A 20,437-nucleotide genomic window follows, 5' to 3' on the forward strand; every position below is an offset into this window, starting at 1 on the left:
TTATGACAGAACAAAAAAAATTTACATTAGGTCTAATTCCTAAACTAATTATAGCTATAGTTTTAGGTACATTAGTGGGCCTATATTTACCTGAAGTTGTAACTCAAATAGCAGTTACTTTTTCATCAAACTTCGGTAAATTCTTAGGATTTATAATTCCATTAATGATTATTGCCTTTGTGTCAAAAGGTATTGCGGATTTAACTGAAGGTGCTGGAAAATTACTTCTTGCCACTGTAGGACTTGCTTATGCTTCAACTCTTGTTGCTGGTACACTTTCTTACACTATGGCTAGTAATATATTCCCAAGTTTTATTTCACCTGAAATGGTTGATAAAATTCAATCAGCTAGTGAAAAAACTCTCGCTCCTTTATTTGAAATCCCATTAAAACCTGCTATAGATGTTACAGGTGCTCTTGTACTTGCATTTATGATAGGTCTTTGTGTATCAATAATTCGTCAACGTGGAGATGGAGAAGGCTTTTATAAACTTATAAATGAATTCAATGCTATGATCAACTTAGTACTTGAAAAGGCAATCATACCACTTCTACCATTCTTTATATTTGGTAACTTTGCAAATATGGCTTACTCTGGATCAGTATTTGCTATACTTTCAGTATTTATAAGAATCTTCGGTTGTATCATAGTTCTACACATATTATATATCTGTGCTATGTTTATTATCGCCGGTACTTATAGCAAGAAAAATCCTTTTGCTTCAATAAAGAAAGCTATCCCAGCTTATTTGACAGCAGTAGGTACTCAATCTTCAGCAGCAACTATTCCTGTCAATGTTGAATGTAATAGAAAAATCGGTGTTACAAAACAAATTAGAGAATTCGTAATTCCTCTATCTGCAACTGTTCACCTTCCAGGTTCTATGATTACACTTACTGCATGTGTATTCACACTACTACACATGTATGATATGCCTCATTCTTATGGGCTTATCTTCAAATTCATCGCTATTCTTGGAATAGCAATGGTCGCAGCACCAGGAGCTCCAGGTGGAGCAGTTATGAGTGCTCTTCCATTCCTACCTGTAGTGGGTATAGCTTCTGAATCACCACTTGCATCAATCTTGATTTCTCTTTATTTAACTCAAGACTCTTTTGGTACAGCAGCTAACGTTACAGGAGATAATGCTATATCAATGATGGTTGAAAAATTCTACTACAACCACATTGTTAAGCGTCCTACCCCAACAGATGAGGACTAATAAAAAATTTCATACTGGGAAGAGGGTAAAACCTCTTTCCAATAAAATTTAGGAGGTTACTATGACTTTTGAAACATTAGAAGGTATTTTAAACATCAATCTTGACAGCATTTTAACTTTAGCCTTGGCATCAATCCTTTTGTTAATAGGTTATGGCTTGAAAAACAGAATCTACTTCTTAGAAAAATACTGTATCCCAGCTCCTGTTATAGGTGGATTTCTATTCATGTTAATAACTTGGATAGGACATACAACTCAAGGTTTTGTCTTTAATTTCGAAAACTTATTCCAAGATACATTTATGTTAGCTTTCTTTACAACTGTTGGTCTTGGAGCAAGTTTCAAATTACTTAAATCTGGAGGAAAACTTTTACTTATTTATTGGTTGTGTTGTGGAATAATCTCTATTTTCCAAAACACAATAGGTATAACTATTTCAAAATTAGTTGGACTTGAAGCGCCTTATGCACTTCTTGCAAGTTCTATATCTATGATTGGTGGACACGGTGCCGCTCTATCTTATGGTTCAACATTTGCTGAAATGGGTTATGACATAGCTCCACTTGTAGGTGCTGCAGCTGCGACTTTCGGTCTTATCTCTGCCGTGCTTATTGGTGGTCCACTTGGAAGAAGACTTATTGAAAAGAACAACTTAAAACCTGTTGACGAAGACTTTGACGAGTCAGTTACATCTATCAATTCTACACACGTTGAACTTTCAAGCCTTGACGTTATGAAAAATGTAGTAGTTATAATAGTATGTATGGCTATCGGAAGCATAATCTCAGCAAAAATCGGACAACTTATAGGAATGTCTTTCCCTAAATATGTAGGTGCTATGTTTGTTGCCGTTATCGCAAGAAACCTAAACGAAAAATTCTCTCTATACAAATTTAGTTTCCCTGTAGTTGATGAAATAGGAAATGTAATGTTAAATCTTTACCTTACATTAGCTATGATGACTCTAAAACTTTGGGAACTTTCAGACTTGATAGGTGGAGTTCTTCTTGTAGTAATAGCTCAAGTAGTATTTATGATGTTTGTAGCTTACTTTATCATCTTTAGAATACTTGGTTCAAATTACGATGCAGCAGTTATGTGCTCAGGACTTTGTGGACACGGCTTAGGTGCTACACCATCTGCAATAGTAAACATGACAGCTGTTAACGAAAGATATGGTATGTCAAGAAAAGCTATGATGATAGTTCCTATAGTAGGTGCTTTCCTTGTAGACATTATCTACCAACCACAAACAATTTGGTTTATTAAAACTTTCGTACATGCGCTACACTAAAATTTATTTTTAAAACCCACTTAATTGTGGGTTTTTTTATATTTAGGTTATAATAAGAAGAGGTGATTTTATGGAACTTACTGAAAAATTTGAAATAGATAATTGTAAAAATAAAATTTCATATAACATAATTCATGATGACATACCGTTAAAAATGTCTCCTGATTTAATTGATGCTATTAAATACTTACTTTGGTATGTGCCAGATATCGCCTCAATTCAGTCTCGTGAAAATGAATTAGTTTCAAATATTTTATACGATGATTTTACTTTTCTTGAAATTATGAAGTATATGAAACTAAGAGATGAAGATGTTTGGTTTGCCGAAGAAATTCCAAAAGAAATAGAAAAAGTATATCTCCATAGCGTATGCACCAACTCCCAAAAAATTGTAATGACTAAGGGTGAAAATGAAACCAAAACCAGCGCCGTCTTAAGGCACATACGAAACGCAATTGCCCATGGGTATTTTAATATTGTAGAAGATTTGATTGTTGGCTTTGATTACAAGCCAGTAACTAAACACGAAGAGAAGTGCACTGCATTTTTTAAAATAAATCCAACCAACTTGCTAATGGCTCTTAAGAGTTTAGATAATGAACTGACCTCAAAACAATTGGTTACATTAGCGCTTAAAAACAATGGCTATCATGTTGCAAAATACGAAGAAAATTTTGAAACCAGCGAAAGATTTGATTTATATGCCAGAAAAGGTTCTAACCAATATGCTATTGAACTACATCCATATAATTCACAAGAAAAAATTCATCACCAAGATGTTTTGAATATGATCGAAAGATTCGAAGGGATGTTTAGAGATTTAAAAACAGTGTTAGTAATCAACTCTTCTTTTCTACTTGAAGAGTCCAAAGATGAATTATTACAACACGAAGTTATAATTTTGGATGTAAAAAATATTAAAAAGATGCTTGCAGGCAGAGATATGCTCTCTGGAATTGTAAGGGATAATAAATTTAAATAAAATAAAAAAAGAAGTACATCTCTAAAAATCTTCTACTAAAAGATGTACTTCTTAATTATTGTATGACTAACTCCGGTCTACATAAATTATCTGCAAAAAAAGATAGTCATCAAATAATTTCAACAACTATCTTTTCTAACCTTCTAAATCCATCCAACTAATTATTTTTGGTTCTATCACTGTTTACCAACTCCCTTTCTGCGTCCTTAACTTTTCACCTAATTTTTAAATATTCTACAGTCTACTTAAAATTTTTTAACTCAAGGTCAAATAATAATTCTAAATTCTTTTTGTTAACAAAAACCCGACTCTTAAGTTCTTGTAAAGAATAAAGTTTTACTGTTCAACACACCTTCTGCGTTCAATCTATATAAACGCTTCTCGCGATTTTTTTCTCAAGTTGGATGGAATTGTAAAGGTTCAGCATCGGCTCGGTATAAAGTATTTTATCTTCCGATGTACTTCTAATATACCCCCTAAATTTATTATTAAACACAATTTAAAAACTTTTTTATTTTTTTGAAAAATATTTTTTTATTGTGTAAAATAACTTTGGTGATTATATGAATTTTTTGAAAGAGGCGCTAAATCTTGCGGCTAAATCTATTGAATTTGGTGATGTGCCAATAGGTGCTGTAGTTATAAAAGACAATCAAATAGTGGGCCGTGGATACAATCAAAAGGAAAAAACCTTAGATGCTTCTGCTCATGCAGAGATGCTTGCACTCAAAAATGCTGCCAAAACTCTTGGCACTTACCATCTTGAAGACTGTATAATGTATTCAACTTTAGAGCCTTGTTGTATGTGCGCTGGAGCTATAATTAATTTTAGAATAAAAAAATTATACATCGGTACACGCAACCAAAGATTTGGATGTTGTGGGAGTAATATAAATCTGCTTACTGGTTTGAATCACACCACTGAAGTTGAGTTTTTAGATGACCCAATGTGTTCTGAAATAATTTCAGATTTTTTTAAAACAATTCGAAAAGAAAATAATAAATAATTTAAGGTTCTACTTAGTAGAACCCTTTTTAATATGCTTTAAACTTTTATATAAATTTATCAGATATCTTCTTTGCCATTATTGCACACACATATCCCAGTGCCACTCCTCCGAGCACGTCTGTCGGATAGTGCACAAATAAATAAAGTCTTGTAAATCCCATCAATGCAGCAAACCCAAGCAATCCTACTCCCAATTTCTTATTATAGTAGAGGGCTGAAAATGCTGTTGCAAATGCTGAGTATGTATGTCCAGATGGAAAAGAACCATCTTTTAATGGCTTAACTAAAATTGCTCTACCAACTGCGTTGTATGGTCGCACTCTGTTTATAAGAGGTTTTAAAAACAAATTTCCAAGCAATCCTGACAAGACTAAACTTATCAGGATATTTGCTCCTAATTTTCTAGTCTGTTTAAACATCAGAAACAACAATCCAATTAAAATAAATATGGCTCCACCCGTTCCAAGTTGAGCCATAAATATTGAAATTTTATCAAAAATCGGATTTTGTAAAGTTTCTATTGCTTTTAAAATATTAAGCTCCACTTATCTTTGATTTTCCTCGTCTACCCATCTCTTAGCTTCTTCTACAGATGCTTCTGTTGGTGTTTCTACACCTGTTTCTCCATCTTTGTGCTTAGACTTTGCATACACATCTGTTGCAGGTCTGTTTTCATTGTGAATTGCTTTTGATTGTTCTAAGTCTGCTAAGACTTCCTTTTTTCTTTGTTCTGACAATGTGCTCATTTCTTCAAATTTATTTTCTGACATAATATCCTCCTACTTTACTTTTACTTTCTTACTTTATCATGTATACCCACTTGTGCAAAAAATAATTGGGTATAATATATTAATCGACAAGACAGGAGGAATTTTATGATAAAGACAATTGTCTCATACGTTAAAGAATATAAAATATATTCCTTACTTTGTCCTATTTTTGTTGTCATAGAAATTACAATGGATGTTCTAATACCTTATTTAATGAGTTTAATAATTGACAAAGGCATCCGTTTGAGTTCAAAAGATGACATTATAAAATATGGAATATATTTAATTATCACCGTTGTAATAGCGTTTATAAGCGGAATGATTTCAGGCTACTTGGCAACTAAGGCATCTGCCGGTCTCGCTAAGAACTTAAGATTTGCAATATTTAAAAACATTCAAGACTTTGCATTTGAAGATATAGAGTCATTTTCTACTGGTTCTCTTATAACAAGAATGACAACCGATGTGCAAAATATTCAAGCTTCTTATCAAATGACAAACAGACTCGCTCTAAGAGCACCGCTTCTACTTATCTTTGCCATGATTATGAGTTTTAATATACATCTTTCTCTATCTCTTACATTTATGTTCACCTTTCCCGTTTTAATTCTTGGATTGGCATATATCATCAGCCATGCCCACCCTCTTTTTGTGAAAATTTTCAAAACCTATGACGATTTAAACACAATGGTTTCAGAAAATCTTTTGGGAATTAGAGTGGTTAAGAGTTTTGTTAAAGAAGACCACGAAATTGAAAAATTCCATAGCCTTTCAAAAAAATTATTCAAACTGTATACAAAAGTTTCTAAATTGATGGCTTATGTAATGCCTATAATGATGCTTTCAACTTATGTTGCCTCTCTTTTAATTGCATACTTCGGAACTGGACATATTTTGGAGGGCACTCTCACTACAGGACAGCTTGTAAGTCTTATTAATTATGCAGTTCAAATTCAAATTTCTCTTATGATGTTATCTTTTGTAGTAGTTCAATTCATCATTTCGAGAAATTCTGCAGAAAGAGTGGTTGAAGTTCTAAACACCAAGACCAGCCTTGATAAAAATATTGGTGGGTTAACCGAAGTAAAAGACGGCAGTATAGAATTTAATGATGTTTGTTTTTCATACTTGCACGACAACTCAAAATACGTTCTAAAAGATATTAATTTTTCAATCTCTTCTGGCGATAGCGTGGGGATAATAGGCCCAACAGGCTCTTCAAAATCTACTTTAATAAGTTTAATCCCTAGACTTTATGATGCTGATTGCGGTGTTGTGTCCGTCGGAGGGATAAACGTAAAAGATTATAATTTAAAAAATTTGCGAGATGCTGTGTCAGTCGTGTTACAAAAAAACACTCTGTTTTCAGGTTCTATCTTGGACAATTTGAAGTGGGGAGATGTAAATGCCACCTTAGACCAAGTTCAAGAAGCTGCAAAGCTCGCTCAAGCTCATAATTTTATTATGGATACAGAAAATGGTTATGACACAAAAGTTGAACGTGGCGGGGCAAATTTCTCAGGTGGTCAAAGACAACGTCTTAGCATTGCAAGAGCGCTTCTAAAAAATCCTAAGATATTAATTTTAGACGATTCAACTTCTGCTCTGGATAATGAAACTGAAAAGAAAATAATAGATGGATTGAACAAATTCAGACCTGACCTTACCAAGATAATAATCAGCCAAAGAATTAATTCTTTAAAAAATGCAGACTATATCATAGTGGTTGACAAGCGGCGAATAAATCAAATTGGAACTCATCAAGAACTCTTAGATGCAAATGAGGTATACCAAGATATAGCCAAAACTCAAATAGGAGGTGACTTTGATGCATAGGAATAGACAATCTCATGGAAAGATTAACACCCCTGAAAACAAAGCGGCCTTCTTAAGGCTTATGAAGATACTATTTAATGAATCTAAGATTAAATTTGTAGCTATCATATTGCTTGTGTCCATCGGCTCTGTAGTTTCTGTTGCACAATCTATATTCATAAAGACTTTAGTTGATGACTATATAACTCCTATGTTAAATACTAGAGCACCTGACTACTCACCGCTTATTAGATTGATACTTCTATATGCATTTATATTCCTCATGGGAACTTTCTCAACTCTATCAGCTTCTCGACTTATGATAAATATAGCCGAGAAGATTATAAGAGATCTTAGAAACAGTATGTTTGAACACATGGAAAAATTGCCTATATCATTCTTCGACCAAAACTCACACGGCAACCTAATGAGTAGATACACAAGTGATACTCAAGTTTTGGAACAGATGCTTACCAACGCATTGCCAAACTTCTTTTCATCACTGCTCACGCTTATAGTTATCATAACAGCTATGATACTCTCCTCAGCAATGCTGTTCTTAGTAGTAGCGGTATGTATAGTACTATTATTCCTATCTATGAATTTCGTCGGAGGAAAGAGTTCTGTGTTCTTTACAAGACAACAGGACTCAATTGGCAAGGCAAATGGATATATAGAAGAATTGATTGAGGGTCAAAAAGTTGTAAAAGTATTTTCTCGTGAAGATAAAGTTATAGAAGATTTTAAAATTTTAAATGAAGAACTAACTGAAAATACAATGCTCGCCAATAGATACTCTCTATACTTGCTCCCTATAATTTTTAATATAGGTAACTTACAATTCGCATTTATAGCAACGGTTGGTGGGCTAATGACTCTTAGCGGAAACTATGGTCTCACAATTGGTGGTCTGGTTGGATTTTTGCAACTATCAAGATCTTTTTCAGGACCAATAAACAATATCTCTCAACAGATGAACCAAGTTATTCTTGCTTTGGCAGGGGCTAAGAGAATATTCGATCTGCTCGATCAAGAAATAGAAACAGATGATGGAATTTACGAACTGGTTAGAGTTTGTGAAGGAGAAAACGGACTTAAAATGTGTTCGGAGAGAACAGGACGTTGGGCTTGGAAAAATTGTGAAGATAATTCTCCATTTATTGAAGTTAAGGGAGACATCAGATTTTACAATGTTGATTTTTCTTATGATGGTGAAAACAAAATATTAGAAGATATATCTCTCTATGCTAAGCCCGGACAAAAAATTGCATTCGTTGGAGAAACTGGAGCCGGAAAAACTACAATCACAAATTTAATAAATAGATTCTATGAAATAGACTCTGGTAAAATAACTTTCGATGGAATAGATATTAGAGAAATTAAAAAACCTCACCTAAGAAGCGCTTTGGGTATGGTACTGCAAGACACTCATCTATTCACCGGAACCGTGAATTACAATTTAAAATACGGCAGACCCGAAACATCTGACCAAGAAGTTATAGAGGCTTCAAAGAAAACTCAATCCGATGACTTTATTGAAAAACTTGAAGATAGATATGACACCGTAATCTCCGGTACAAATGATTTGTCCCAAGGTCAAGCACAACTTCTCTCGATAGGTCGTGCAGAGATATATAACCCACCTGTTTTGATATTGGACGAAGCCACTTCATCAATAGACACTCGTACAGAGCGTCTTGTTCAAGAATCTATGGACGAAATAATGAAAGGCAGAACAACTTTCGTCATAGCACACAGGCTCTCAACTGTAAAAAATGCTGATGCTATAATTGTTCTGTCTCACGGTAAAATAATTGAAAGAGGTAACCACGAAGAGTTGATGGCTTTAAAAGGCTCTTACTACAAACTCTACACAGGTGGCCTTGAAGAATTAGAAAAATAATTTACAAATTAAAATCCACTCTTCATTAATTTAATGTTGTGTGGTAAACTTATTAGGTAACCTACAAACAAGTCTTGGACTTTTCCAGTATGGAAGCCAAGGCTTTTTGCTTTTTTTAAAGTTGTTCACTATTTTATAATTAGATATAATATGCAAAAGGAGGTTTTACTTTGTTTACAAATTTTTCATCGGACTATAAAGCCTACTTAGTTGCTTTTATACTAGCCCTTTTAATACGCAAATTTATATTTCATATATCATTTGTGAGTGGCAAGAGCATGGAAGATACGTTGCACCACAGAAATATACTGTTCTGCACCATATTTGATAAAACAAAATTAAAACACTCAGATATAATCGTCTTAAGACCTCCTGAAGAAGATAGGCTCTACGTAAAACGAGTTATCGGACTACCCGGTGATAGAATTGAGATAGACTATGACAATATATTTCTCAATGAAAAAATATTAGAAGAGCCATACATAAAAGAAAAACCTATTTACTATAAAAACTCCATCCATTTAGAAAATGAATACTTTGTGCTTGGAGACAATCGCAATAACAGTTGTGATTCAAGACACTTTGGAGCAATTACCCAAAAAGATATTGTAGCTAAAGTGAGATTTAAAATATTTTAGGAGCTAAAATGAATAAAGAAACAACTTCAACTTTAAAAAAACTTATGATCTATATTTTGATTTACATAGCAATATCATCAGTCATCATTTACTTCAACATCAATAAAAGATATTTAATTTTCAACGCCGGTCTTTCATTCATACCTTATGTTGTAAGTGGATTTACACTTTCTAAAAAAGATAGTGCATTGTTTGTGCTAATTGGACTTTTTGTATCTGTGATCTTCTATCCAAATGCAATATACATGTTCACCGACTTCATACACATAAGAACTTCAGACTACTACAAAATAATTGGCGGAGAAGTAGTGTATGTTATGGAAGCTATAAACTGGATAAAACTTGGAACTGAAGTGTGTCTTATAACACTTTCCATGGTTTTGAGCTTTGAAACCTTTGTAAATATTTTAAAGCTTATCAGATGCCACGGACATAAAATTGCAGAGCTTATTATGTTGGTAATCGCTTCTGCCGGCACTTCTATTGCGGTATACATCGGAAGATTTTTAAGATTTAATTCTTGGGATGTCTTAAAAATTCATACCATTGTATCAAATATTCTAAAAGACATAAGCACCAACGACTACTATCTCCTTGGAGCTTTTGCCTTAATTCATTTTATAATAATGCTAACTCTATACAATATGAAACAAAATTAAGGTGTAGGCCAAAACCTACACCTTTTCTTATAGACGAATTGTCAAATCAAATGCAACACCTATGGTAAGAGACCAAAAAGTTCTTCTTTAGGTGTTTTATATTTTATACATTTTCTAGGTCTATTATTCATTAAACTTAAGTTATAATTTAATTCATCAATATTCACTTCTGATAAATCCATACCCTTAGGATAAAACTCCCTCAAAAGTCCGTTACTATTTTCATTTGTACCTTTTTGCCATGCACAATAGGGATCACAAAAATAAGTTTTGCATCCTAATTCTTTTTCTATTTTCTCAAATTCTGAAAATTCTTTACCTCTATCAAAGGTTATTGTTTTTACTAATTCTTTTGGATAATCTTTTAATGCATTTATTATTGCTGGTGTTACGCTTTCCGACTTTCTATTTTCAACTAGGATTGCTATATAATATCTAGATTTTCTTTCTGCTAAAGTTACGAAACAACATCTACTTTTCCTTTTATGATCTAATCTGCCTGATTCCACTGTATCTGCTTCCCAGTGGCCTAATTCTTGCCTTCTGTATATCTCTTTAGGTCTTTTCTTAATTGTTCTACCTTTATCATTGAATTTTCCTCTTTTTTCTGCTGGCCTTTTAAATTTAGCTTTTCTTCTCAAATTTTTCATACTAGTTTTTGGCAGCTTTTTGGCGTGTATCATTCTATATATCGTTGATGTAGATGGTAATTCATGAATCTCATTTGTGTTTCTATTTGATATTTGTTCAGGGGACCAATGTTCGTTAATCTTTACAGTTAAATAATCAATAACATCTTTAGAAAATTTACTTTTTCTATGGCAGTCTTTTCTTCTATCAATATATTTATCATTTGCCTTTATCGGAAAGTACTTAGTGTAACTTCCCCTACTAACTTTTTATCTTAGATGAATTTCTTTTAATTTCTCTAGATATTGTACTAGGTGACCTTTTAAGTGCTTGTGCAATTTTCCTTATACTCATTCCTAAATTTAAAAATTGGTAAATACAAGATCTTTCTTCTATGGTAAGATGGTTATAGCTCATAGTTAATCACTCCTTTTAATATGTTTTGTTTGGTCACTTACATATTAACACAGCTGATTAGCTATGAGTTTATTTATGTTGCACTTGTTATGATAAATTATCTATAAAAATTTTAATACTATTGGCATTAGCACCACTGTTACAAGACCTGCTAAGCCTATTGAAAGCCCAGACATAGCACCTTCAATTTCTCCCATCTCATTTGCTTTAGAAGTTCCAACTGCGTGTGATGCTGTTCCTATTGCAATTCCTTTAGCAACAGGGCTCTTTATTCCCAATACTTTTAAGATAACTGGCCCTATTGTCGCTCCCAATATCCCACTTAGCATAATGGTTATTATAGTGAGCGTAGGATTTCCTCCATTTTGCTCAGACAACGGCATCCCTATAGCTGTAGTCACTGCGTGAGGTATAAAAGATGTTGTAAGTTTCTCGCTAAGACCAAACACCTTACAAAGTATCAATGTGCTTGACACCGCCACAATTGAGCCAACTACTATCCCAACAATAATTGGAACAATGTCTTTTTTTAATATGTCCAAATTCTTATACAACTCCACCATCAATGCAACTGTGGTAGGAGCAATTAAAAATGTAATGTATTTCGCACCCATGTTATAAGTTTCAAAATCAATCCCGAATCCAACTAACACTGCAATAGTCAGAACTATTCCAATCAAAAGTGGATTTAAAACAGGCGTCTTAAATTTTTGATTTATTTTCACCCCAACTAAGTAACATCCATACGAAAGTAAAATTCCAAAATACGGATTATTTGTCATTTCAACCTCCTTATTACAAACTCCACTACAAGAGCTGTGACAGCCAAAGTTATTATCGTAGATATACTCACTACTATGACAAGTTCAAGAGCCTTCCCATCCATACTCTTGTACTCCTTCATTATCTCCACTCCAGCCGGTAAAAAGAAGAAAGCAAAATACTTCAACAATCCTTTCGAAGTTTCTTCAACGTCTTTTACTTTTACAACTTTAAAAATAAGCCCTAAAAATAAAAAAATCATACCCCAAACTACCATAGGTATAGGAGTACTAAAAAAATAATTCACAACCACGCCCATAAGAAGACATACGAGCAAGATTGAAAATTCCTTTAGATAATTCAATCATCTCACCTCTTTCTTTATTATATAATATTTTATTTCCATTGTCTTTTATTTTAAAGTACATAATCAAACTCTTCTCATATTTATTAGATTAAATTTAGCTATTGAGTAGCTTTCTCACTTTTTAAGTCCTACCCTATATGTTAGAATTAACTACGGAGGTTAAAATGTTATTTTGCTCACTTTCGAGCGGTTCATCAGGGAACTGCCAATATATAGAATATAAAAACACAAAAATATTAATAGATGCCGGACATTCGGGTAAAAAGATTACTGAGTTGTTAAAAAGCATAGATAAAAAAGTTGAAGACGTGGATGCAATCTTTGTGACTCATGAGCATATAGACCATGCCAAAGGCGTTGGGGTTCTATCTCGTAAGCACAACATAAAAGTATTCTCAACCATCGAAACCATGCGTTCTATGCAGCCGGTTACAAAAGAAATTGCAGCTGAAAATGCATACACATTTGTAAACGGTCAACCATTCCAATTTAAAGACTTGTATATCCAGCCGATGCAGTCGTTCCACGATTGCACTAATGGGACTTGTTTTATAGTAAATGGAAACAAAAAAATCAGCGTGGTTACAGATACAGGCCATGTGAACCCTGAACTTTTAAGTTCAATGGAGAACTCAGATATATACTATTTAGAATCTAATCACGACTACGATATGCTCATGAATGGAACTTACCCTTGGAGTTTGAAGAGCAGAATTTCTTCAACCAGAGGTCACCTTTCAAATGACAATGCAGCAGAGATTTTAAATAGACTTATCAAAAAGAAAAATGAAATTGTAATGTTGTCCCATCTTTCACAAGATAACAACACTCATACAATTGCTTCAAATACAGTACGAGATTTACTAAGTCAAAATTCAATAATTGACGGAGTAGATTACAAATTAGAGGTTTCCCCTCGTGATGAGGTTTCTCTACATGAAATTTAGGAGGAAAAATGAATATATTACTAACTAACGACGATGGTTTCTTTGCTCCGGGTATAAAAGAACTTGCCAGACAACTTATAGCAGCAGGACATGATGTTACAATTGTTGCCCCAACTCAAGAAAATTCAGGAAAGAGCCACTCTATAACACTCCAAAAAGAACTTATCATATCACCAGTTACTATAGATGGATTAGATATACCTTGCTACTCTGTTACAGGCACTCCAGCTGATTGTGTAAGAGCTGCTATAAACATTCTAGACACAAAATTTGATTTCTGTTTCTCAGGTTGCAACTTCGGATATAATGCCGGAATGGATATACTATACTCAGGAACAGTTTCAGCTGCAATCGAAGCCAATGTGTATGGAATTAATTCCTTTGCAGTATCAGCAGAATTTTTAAAAGGTCATACAAACTATGAAACAGCAGCCAAAGTTGCTATAGAAATATTTGACAAAATTCATAAATCACTTGATAGCGTTCAAGTAATCAACATCAACGTTCCATCACTTGACTATTCAGAATTAAAGGGAATAAAAGTTGCCAAAATAGGCGGAAATGTAATGGATAAATATGTCAAAGTTCAAACTGACAATGGATATACACTTTCACTTTGTGGAAGAAATGAATACCAATGCCCAGAAAACACAGATAGATGTCTACTTGCAGATGGATATGCCACAGTAACACCTCTTCTATATGAGCTTACTGACGAAAAATTAATGGACAATATTCGTAAAATGCTATGAAAGAATTCTACTACCCTTCATCAAACGGAATTGACAATGTCGAATCTATAATATGGGAATGCGAAAAGCCAAGATTCGCTTTACAAATAGTGCACGGAATGCAAGAACATATTGGAAGATATGCAGACTTTGCCAAATTTCTAAATGCTCACAATGTTTTGGTGGCTGGTGAAAACCACTTAGGACATGGTAAAACTTCAAAAACACTTGGTGACTTTGGCGATGGAGATACAATATCTCACGTTATAAAAGATGTTCACTACCTAAATGAACACTTGTCAAAGACCTACAATGTGCCAGTGTATATACTTGGTCATTCAATGGGTTCATTTATAACTCGCTACTATATTTACAAATACAAGACTGAAAAAGCCGTTATAATGGGTACTGGAAACACACCAGCATTTCTTGCAAACTTACTCTACGCTCTTGCTAGCATTGACGAAAAAATATTTGGAAAAGAGCACAGAAGTGAATTTCTGAGCGCTCTTACCACAGGTAGTTTCGTAAAAAGTGCCGATGGTGGGAATTGGATTTCTTACAATTTAGAAAATGCAGAGCATTACAAAAAAGATCCTCTTTGTGGCTTTAAGTTTTATCCGAGTGGTTTTAAATTCTTAGGAAGAATTTTATCGCTAATTCAAAGAGAAGATACTTTTAAAAATGCTAATGTTGACAAAATACTTTTGATTTCTGGAAAAGACGATGTCGTCGGAGCACATCATGGTGTTGAAAAAGTATTTAATAGATATTTAAAATATCTACCTAATGTCGAAATGAAACTTTTTGAAGATATGCGCCATGAAATACTAAACGAAAAAGAAAATCAAAAAGTATACGAATATGTATTAAAATTTTTAGAAAATTAATTTAGCTCCTTAGAAGGAGCTTTTTTATTTTAATAATTATTGCAAATCAACATATATTTAAAACTTAAATTATAAAAATTATAAACTATTTGTAAAGCTTTATAGTAATGTGATAAAATTTTAAATAAAAGGAGGTTTTTATATGAGAGTAATCGTTATCTCAATAGTTGTTGTATATATGTTAATAATGCTATTTATTGGCTGGTACTCTTCTAAAAAAATCAGTTCAAACGAAGACTTTATGTTAGCAGGCCGTAGACTTGGACCGTTACTTATGGCAGGAACTCTTGCTGCTACTGAAATTGGTGGAGGTTCTTCCCTTGGTGTTGTTGAAAAATCTTTTGGAGATTGGGGTATAGATGCTAATTGGTACGTAACTACTATGGGAATTGCTTTTATAATATTATCTTTTTTAGCTCCAAAGTTTAGACAGTCTGAAGTAAAAACTGTCCCTGAATATTTTAGAAGAAGATACGGCAGAAAATCCGGCTTTATAACATCTATAATAATGCTCTTACCTCTAATCGGGCTTACTGCATCTCAATTTATAGCATCTTCTACAATAGTTTCCGTAATGCTTGGTTGGGATTATAAAGTAGCTGTAACTATAGTAGCTTTAGTAGTTACTGTGTACTCTGTCTTAGGTGGACTTTGGTCCGTAACTATGACAGACTTTGTTCAAGTCTTTTTAATTGTCGTAGGTATGATCATTGCAGTACCATTTGCTTTAAATACAGCTGGTGGTTTTGAAATGGTTCAAGCAAATGTGCCTGCTGAAACATTCCAGTTATTCAAAGGTGTTGGCCCTGTTGAAATTATTTCTTTAATAATTATGTATATTGCTTCTTTTACTGTTGGACAAGAAGCTGTTTCAAGATATTATGCTGCTAGAGATCCCAAAGCTGCTGTACAAGGTTCTATAATATCTGCAATAATAAATTTTGTATACGCTTTTATACCAACTATACTAGGTATAATTACCTTATCTTTAATTAATATGGGTAAACTAGATGAATCTCTAATTTTAAAAAATGGAGCTTACTATGCTCTCCCACATTTGGCTATGACCACTATGCCAGCTATAATAGTCGGACTACTCTTCGCAGGTATTATATCTGCCACAATGTCTTCAGCTGATTCAGATTTGTTAGGTGCTGGTAGTATCTTTGCAAATGATATTTATAAAATATATTTAAATAAAGATGCGTCTTCTGACAAAGTTATGAGAACTACACAAATAACCATGGTTATAGTAGGAATATTTGGTTGGTTTATAGCATTTACAAATACTAAATCTATAATTTCAATTCTAATGTTTTCATTTACCCTTAGAGCTGCTGGTTCTTTCTTCCCTTATATTTTTGGGTTATATTGGTCAAAGTCTTCTGAAGCAGGAACTATTGCATCTCTTATCACAGGTTCAGCAGTAGTACTTGGCTTCCAATATATTCCAGTACTTTCTGAATTTGCAAAAAATTACAAACTAAATTCAATAATCCCAGCTCTGTTTATATCAATTATATTTTTTGTAGTATTTAGTAAACTATTTCCACCTAAAATTGAAACCACTAATCTCACAGAAGATTTTTAATAAAAAAGCAGTTTATAAACTGCTTTTTTTATTTTAATAATTATCTATTATTTTTTTTAGAAATTTTTTCTCGTTTCATTTCCTTATTTACTAATTTCTAATTATCAAAATCACTTCCACTTTATTCTCATTAATCTTTTTCAAACTTCAATTATATAATTTAATAATTTTTTATTATTTATATAGCTTATATTTATCTCTCTAAAACCTTATCTTATCTATATTTAATTCATTTTTTATTGTCTTTTTAAATATTTAATGATATGCTTAATAATATAAAATTATAATAATCTTAGGAGGGTACTATGAAATACTTAAAATACTTATGTTCTGACAAAGGCACTTTTTTTGCAGGTGGCGTTGCTGCTGCTTTTATTGCTAAGAAGATTTTAAAAAGCGATGCTGTTCATAAGATGGCTGTTAATGCTGTAGCTAGTGGAATGAAAATTCAAAAAGAAGCTGGATACCAACTTGAATCTATAAAAGAAGATGCTGAAGATTTAGTAAGACAGCAAGAAGATGCTGCTAAAGCTGAATGTGATTGCGAATAAGTGAAACTATGAAATTTAAAATCGCATGTAATTTAAATGGTTATCTGCGCTTAAAGTTTGGTAGATATGCTTTTGAAGAAGAGGATACTTACTCTCTTGCTCATGAAATAAAAAAATATCGTGGCGTCTATAATGTTGAGATAAATCACATAACCGGTTCTATGCTCATAGAACACGACACAGATGTTGAAGATCTTCTCGACAGAATTAGAGCTATAAAATTGGATGAGCTTGAAAAAGTTCCATCTTATGAGAGAGATGAAAGCACTGCCTTAGCTATAAAATTCAGACAAAAAATCTTAAAGAAATTTTTGATGAGATTTGTCGGCAAAAATCTTTTCCCTAGTCCACTTAGAAAAATAGTGGTATTGAAAAAGTCTTTTGGATATGACGAATTGTCAAATCAAATGCAACACCTATGGTAAGAGACCAAAAAGTTCTTCTTTAGGTGTTTTATATTTTATACATTTTCTAGGTCTATTATTCATTAAACTTAAGTTATAATTTAATTCATCAATATTCACTTCTGATAAATCCATACCCTTAGGATAAAACTCCCTCAAAAGTCCGTTACTATTTTCATTTGTACCTTTTTGCCATGCACAATAGGGATCACAAAAATAAGTTTTGCATCCTAATTCTTTTTCTATTTTCTCAAATTCTGAAAATTCTTTACCTCTATCAAAGGTTATTGTTTTTACTAATTCTTTTGGATAATCTTTTAATGCATTTATTATTGCTGGTGTTACGCTTTCCGACTTTCTATTTTCAACTAGGATTGCTATATAATATCTAGATTTTCTTTCTGCTAAAGTTACGAAACAACATCTACTTTTCCTTTTTATGATCTAATCTGCCTGATTCCACTGTATCTGCTTCCCAGTGGCCTAATTCTTGCCTTCTGTATATCTCTTTAGGTCTTTTCTTAATTGTTCTACCTTTATCATTGAATTTTCCTCTTTTTTCTGCTGGCCTTTTAAATTTAGCTTTTCTTCTCAAATTTTTCATACTAGTTTTTGGCAGCTTTTTGGCGTGTATCATTCTATATATCGTTGATGTAGATGGTAATTCATGAATCTCATTTGTGTTTCTATTTGATATTTGTTCAGGGGACCAATGTTCGTTAATCTTTACAGTTAAATAATCAATAACATCTTTAGAAAATTTACTTTTTCTATGGCAGTCTTTTCTTCTATCAATATATTTATCATTTGCCTTTATCGGAAAGTACTTAGTGTAACTTCCCCTACTAACTTTTATCTTAGATGAATTTCTTTTAATTTCTCTAGATATTGTACTAGGTGACCTTTTAAGTGCTTGTGCAATTTTCCTTATACTCATTCCTAAATTTAAAAATTGGTAAATACAAGATCTTTCTTCTATGGTAAGATGGTTATAGCTCATAGTTAATCACTCCTTTTAATATGTTTTGTTTGGTCACTTACATATTAACACAGCTGATTAGCTATGAGTTTATTTATGTTGCACTTGTTATGATAAATTATCATATATAAATCAAGGTTTCAAATCTCTATCAAAGGGCGAAATCAATGTGGATGTCTTAGACGGCTCTGTTATTGCTCTTTCTCTGATGAAGGGTCACTATAAAAATGCCTCTTCTATAATGTTCTTGCTTGGTATCTCTGATATTTTGGAAGAATATACTAGAGAAAAGAGTAGAAACACTCTATCCAGTGCCCTTATATTCCAAGTGGATAAAGTTTGGGTGCAAGGTGAAAACGGAGAAGAATATCAAAAATCACTTGTCGATGTTCAAATAGACGAAAAAATAATTGTTCGTACAGGTTCAATGATTCCAGTTGATGGCGACGTAGTAACCGGTGAAGCTGAAGTAAACGAAGCTAGCATGACCGGAGAAAGTCTACCGGTTCAAAAGACCATAGGTGACTCTGTGTTCGCCGGAACTGTGCTTGTAGACGGAGAAATAGTAGTCTCTGTGAAGTCTTTACACAGCGAGTCTCGTATACAAAGTATACTAACACTTGTAGAAGAGTCAGAGGAATTAAAATCTACAATATCTTCAAAAGCAACTCATTTGGCAGATAGAATTGTTCCGTATAGCTTTTTATTTTCAGGAATTGTATTTGCCCTAACAGGCAGTACCGAAAAAGCTCTCTCCGCTCTTACTGTGGACTACTCTTGCGCAATTAAATTGGCTACTCCACTTTCTGTTATATCTGCTATCAGTGAAGCATCTAACAGAAGAATTATGGTAAAGGGTGGAAAATATCTTGAAACTGTAAGCGAAGCAGATACTATAGTTTTTGACAAGACCGGCACTCTCACAATGGCAACACCAAAAGTTATGAAAGTTCTACCTTTTGGTGAGTTTACAAGAGATGAAGCTCTTCGTTTGGCAGCTTGCCTCGAAGAACACTTCCCTCATAGTTTGGCTCGTGCTATTGTAAAGAAAGCTGAAGAGGAAAATTTAAAACATAGGGAAGAGCATGCTGAAGTACAATACATTGTATCTCATGGTGTTCACTCGACTTGGAGAGATCACAAAGTCTTAATAGGTAGTGCACATTTCTTAAAAGACGACAATGGTGTTTACTTCTCTCCAGAAGAAGAAAAAATCATAGATACTGAAGGTTTGGGATATTCATGCGTATATCTTTCTGTAGATGATAGACTTGCAGGTGTGATTTGCGTACAGGATCCACCGAGACCTGAAGCTCCAAGGATTATATCCGAATTAAAATCTCTTGGAATAGAAAATGTATTTATGTTGACTGGAGACAGCTCACAAGCTGCTGAAAAAATAGCTGAAGAGTTGAGCATAGACAATGTGTTCTCAGGCGTGTTGCCAGAAGATAAGGCTGCAAAAATTGAAGAACTTCAAAACAAAGGTCATCGTGTAATAATGGTTGGCGATGGTATAAACGATACTCCGGCACTTGCAAAAGCTGATGTATCTATTTCTCTAAGGGATGCAACAGACCTTGCAAGAGAAGTTTCTGATATAACTCTATTGGATAGCAATTTAGATGCTCTAATAGAACTTAGAAAACTCAGCCGTGGTATGACAGAACGTATAGAATCCAATTTCACTAAGATATTTGCATTCAACACAATGCTTCTTATCTTTGGTGCAATAGGAACTTTACAACCTACTACCACAGCTCTATTACACAATATCTCAACGGCACTTATCGGTGCAAACTCAACGAGAAATATTTTGCCTTTAGAATAAAATTAAACAGTGGTCCTGTTATATAAAATAAGACCACTGTTTTT

Annotated in this window: 19 protein-coding genes and 2 pseudogenes; 15 read left to right on the plus strand and 6 right to left on the minus strand. The window is 33.3% G+C overall.

Features of this window, described 5'->3' with window-relative positions:
- The first annotated feature begins 2 nt into the window (after nt 1-2).
- The 4 genes from B8869_RS06100 (at nt 3) to B8869_RS06115 (ending at nt 4,506) form a co-directional block, all read left to right on the plus strand.
- Nucleotides 3-1,223, plus strand: coding sequence for a dicarboxylate/amino acid:cation symporter (locus tag B8869_RS06100; protein ID WP_084230763.1), 1,221 nt, complete (start codon nt 3-5; stop codon nt 1,221-1,223).
- A 61-nt stretch (nt 1,224-1,284) separates the two neighbouring features.
- On the plus strand, nt 1,285-2,517 hold the full coding sequence (gltS, locus tag B8869_RS06105) for a sodium/glutamate symporter (RefSeq protein ID WP_084230764.1): 1,233 nt from the start codon (nt 1,285-1,287) through the stop codon (nt 2,515-2,517).
- A gap of 70 nt (nt 2,518-2,587) precedes the next feature.
- Complete coding sequence (locus B8869_RS06110; RefSeq protein WP_084230765.1) at nt 2,588-3,499, plus strand: hypothetical protein; 912 nt, start codon at nt 2,588-2,590, stop codon at nt 3,497-3,499.
- Between the two features lie 563 nt (nt 3,500-4,062).
- Nucleotides 4,063-4,506 (plus strand): nucleoside deaminase, encoded by a 444-nt coding sequence (locus B8869_RS06115; RefSeq protein ID WP_084230766.1) that lies wholly within the window; start codon nt 4,063-4,065, stop codon nt 4,504-4,506.
- 46 nt (nt 4,507-4,552) lie between these two features.
- Here the strand turns inward: B8869_RS06115 and B8869_RS06120 are convergent, their stop codons facing one another.
- Together B8869_RS06120 and B8869_RS06125 are read right to left on the minus strand one after the other, a co-directional pair.
- Nucleotides 4,553-5,053, minus strand: a complete 501-nt coding sequence (locus tag B8869_RS06120; RefSeq protein WP_084230767.1) for a phosphatase PAP2 family protein — start codon at nt 5,051-5,053, stop codon at nt 4,553-4,555.
- On the minus strand, nt 5,054-5,278 hold the full coding sequence (locus B8869_RS06125; protein WP_084230768.1) for a CDIF630_02480 family spore surface protein: 225 nt from the start codon (nt 5,276-5,278) through the stop codon (nt 5,054-5,056).
- Between the two features lie 105 nt (nt 5,279-5,383).
- Here B8869_RS06125 and B8869_RS06130 point away from each other — a divergent pair, with 105 nt between their 5' ends.
- From B8869_RS06130 to B8869_RS06145, 4 genes are all read left to right on the plus strand, one after another.
- Nucleotides 5,384-7,114: an ABC transporter ATP-binding protein gene (locus tag B8869_RS06130; protein ID WP_084230769.1), complete on the plus strand. Its 1,731-nt coding sequence runs from the start codon at nt 5,384-5,386 to the stop codon at nt 7,112-7,114.
- Nucleotides 7,107-8,996: an ABC transporter ATP-binding protein gene (locus B8869_RS06135; RefSeq protein ID WP_084230770.1), complete on the plus strand. Its 1,890-nt coding sequence runs from the start codon at nt 7,107-7,109 to the stop codon at nt 8,994-8,996. The genes B8869_RS06130 and B8869_RS06135 overlap by 8 nt, the downstream gene beginning before the upstream one ends.
- 170 nt (nt 8,997-9,166) lie before the next feature.
- Nucleotides 9,167-9,634, plus strand: coding sequence for a signal peptidase I (gene lepB / locus B8869_RS06140; protein WP_084230771.1), 468 nt, complete (start codon nt 9,167-9,169; stop codon nt 9,632-9,634).
- An 8-nt stretch (nt 9,635-9,642) separates the two neighbouring features.
- Nucleotides 9,643-10,293: a DUF1361 domain-containing protein gene (locus B8869_RS06145; RefSeq protein ID WP_084230772.1), complete on the plus strand. Its 651-nt coding sequence runs from the start codon at nt 9,643-9,645 to the stop codon at nt 10,291-10,293.
- Between the two features lie 59 nt (nt 10,294-10,352).
- On the opposite strand, the pseudogene B8869_RS06150 reads toward B8869_RS06145, so the two are convergent.
- The 3 genes and pseudogenes from B8869_RS06150 to B8869_RS06160 form a co-directional block, all read right to left on the minus strand.
- Nucleotides 10,353-11,340 (minus strand): annotated as a pseudogene (locus tag B8869_RS06150) (IS30 family transposase).
- A gap of 101 nt (nt 11,341-11,441) precedes the next feature.
- Nucleotides 11,442-12,122, minus strand: coding sequence for an LrgB family protein (locus B8869_RS06155; RefSeq protein WP_084230773.1), 681 nt, complete (start codon nt 12,120-12,122; stop codon nt 11,442-11,444).
- Nucleotides 12,119-12,466 carry a CidA/LrgA family protein gene (locus B8869_RS06160; protein WP_144017948.1) on the minus strand — a complete coding sequence of 116 codons (348 nt, stop codon included), beginning with the start codon at nt 12,464-12,466 and terminating at the stop codon, nt 12,119-12,121. Before B8869_RS06160 ends, B8869_RS06155 begins: the two co-directional genes overlap by 4 nt.
- A 167-nt stretch (nt 12,467-12,633) precedes the next feature.
- Here B8869_RS06160 and B8869_RS06165 point away from each other — a divergent pair, with 167 nt between their 5' ends.
- The 6 genes from B8869_RS06165 to B8869_RS06190 all read left to right on the plus strand — a co-directional run bounded on the left by B8869_RS06165 (nt 12,634) and on the right by B8869_RS06190 (nt 17,604).
- A complete protein-coding gene (locus B8869_RS06165; protein ID WP_084230775.1) occupies nt 12,634-13,416 on the plus strand; it encodes an MBL fold metallo-hydrolase in 783 nt (260 codons plus the stop codon).
- 8 nt (nt 13,417-13,424) lie between these two features.
- Nucleotides 13,425-14,168, plus strand: coding sequence for a 5'/3'-nucleotidase SurE (gene surE, locus B8869_RS06170; protein WP_084230776.1), 744 nt, complete (start codon nt 13,425-13,427; stop codon nt 14,166-14,168).
- Nucleotides 14,165-15,037, plus strand: coding sequence for an alpha/beta fold hydrolase (locus tag B8869_RS06175; RefSeq protein ID WP_084230777.1), 873 nt, complete (start codon nt 14,165-14,167; stop codon nt 15,035-15,037). The genes surE and B8869_RS06175 overlap by 4 nt, the downstream gene beginning before the upstream one ends.
- A 142-nt stretch (nt 15,038-15,179) precedes the next feature.
- The gene (locus B8869_RS06180; RefSeq protein ID WP_084230778.1) at nt 15,180-16,628 is read left to right on the plus strand and encodes a sodium:solute symporter family protein; all 1,449 of its coding nucleotides are present in this window, start codon (nt 15,180-15,182) and stop codon (nt 16,626-16,628) included.
- Between the two features lie 305 nt (nt 16,629-16,933).
- Nucleotides 16,934-17,179 carry a hypothetical protein gene (locus B8869_RS06185; RefSeq protein ID WP_084230779.1) on the plus strand — a complete coding sequence of 82 codons (246 nt, stop codon included), beginning with the start codon at nt 16,934-16,936 and terminating at the stop codon, nt 17,177-17,179.
- Nucleotides 17,180-17,187: 8 nt separating this feature from the next.
- On the plus strand, nt 17,188-17,604 hold the full coding sequence (locus B8869_RS06190; protein WP_084230780.1) for a hypothetical protein: 417 nt from the start codon (nt 17,188-17,190) through the stop codon (nt 17,602-17,604).
- Here the strand turns inward: B8869_RS06190 and B8869_RS06195 are convergent.
- Nucleotides 17,596-18,583: pseudogene (locus B8869_RS06195) on the minus strand (IS30 family transposase). The gene B8869_RS06190 and the pseudogene B8869_RS06195 sit on opposite strands and share 9 nt — an antisense overlap.
- A gap of 148 nt (nt 18,584-18,731) precedes the next feature.
- On the opposite strand from B8869_RS06195, the gene B8869_RS06200 reads away from it, so the two are divergent.
- Nucleotides 18,732-20,393 carry a heavy metal translocating P-type ATPase gene (locus B8869_RS06200; RefSeq protein ID WP_084230781.1) on the plus strand — a complete coding sequence of 554 codons (1,662 nt, stop codon included), beginning with the start codon at nt 18,732-18,734 and terminating at the stop codon, nt 20,391-20,393.
- Nucleotides 20,394-20,437: the final 44 nt, after the last annotated feature.

Origin of the sequence: Peptoniphilus asaccharolyticus DSM 20463 (genome assembly GCF_900176115.1) — a bacterium.
GTDB lineage: Bacteria > Bacillota > Clostridia > Tissierellales > Peptoniphilaceae > Peptoniphilus > Peptoniphilus asaccharolyticus.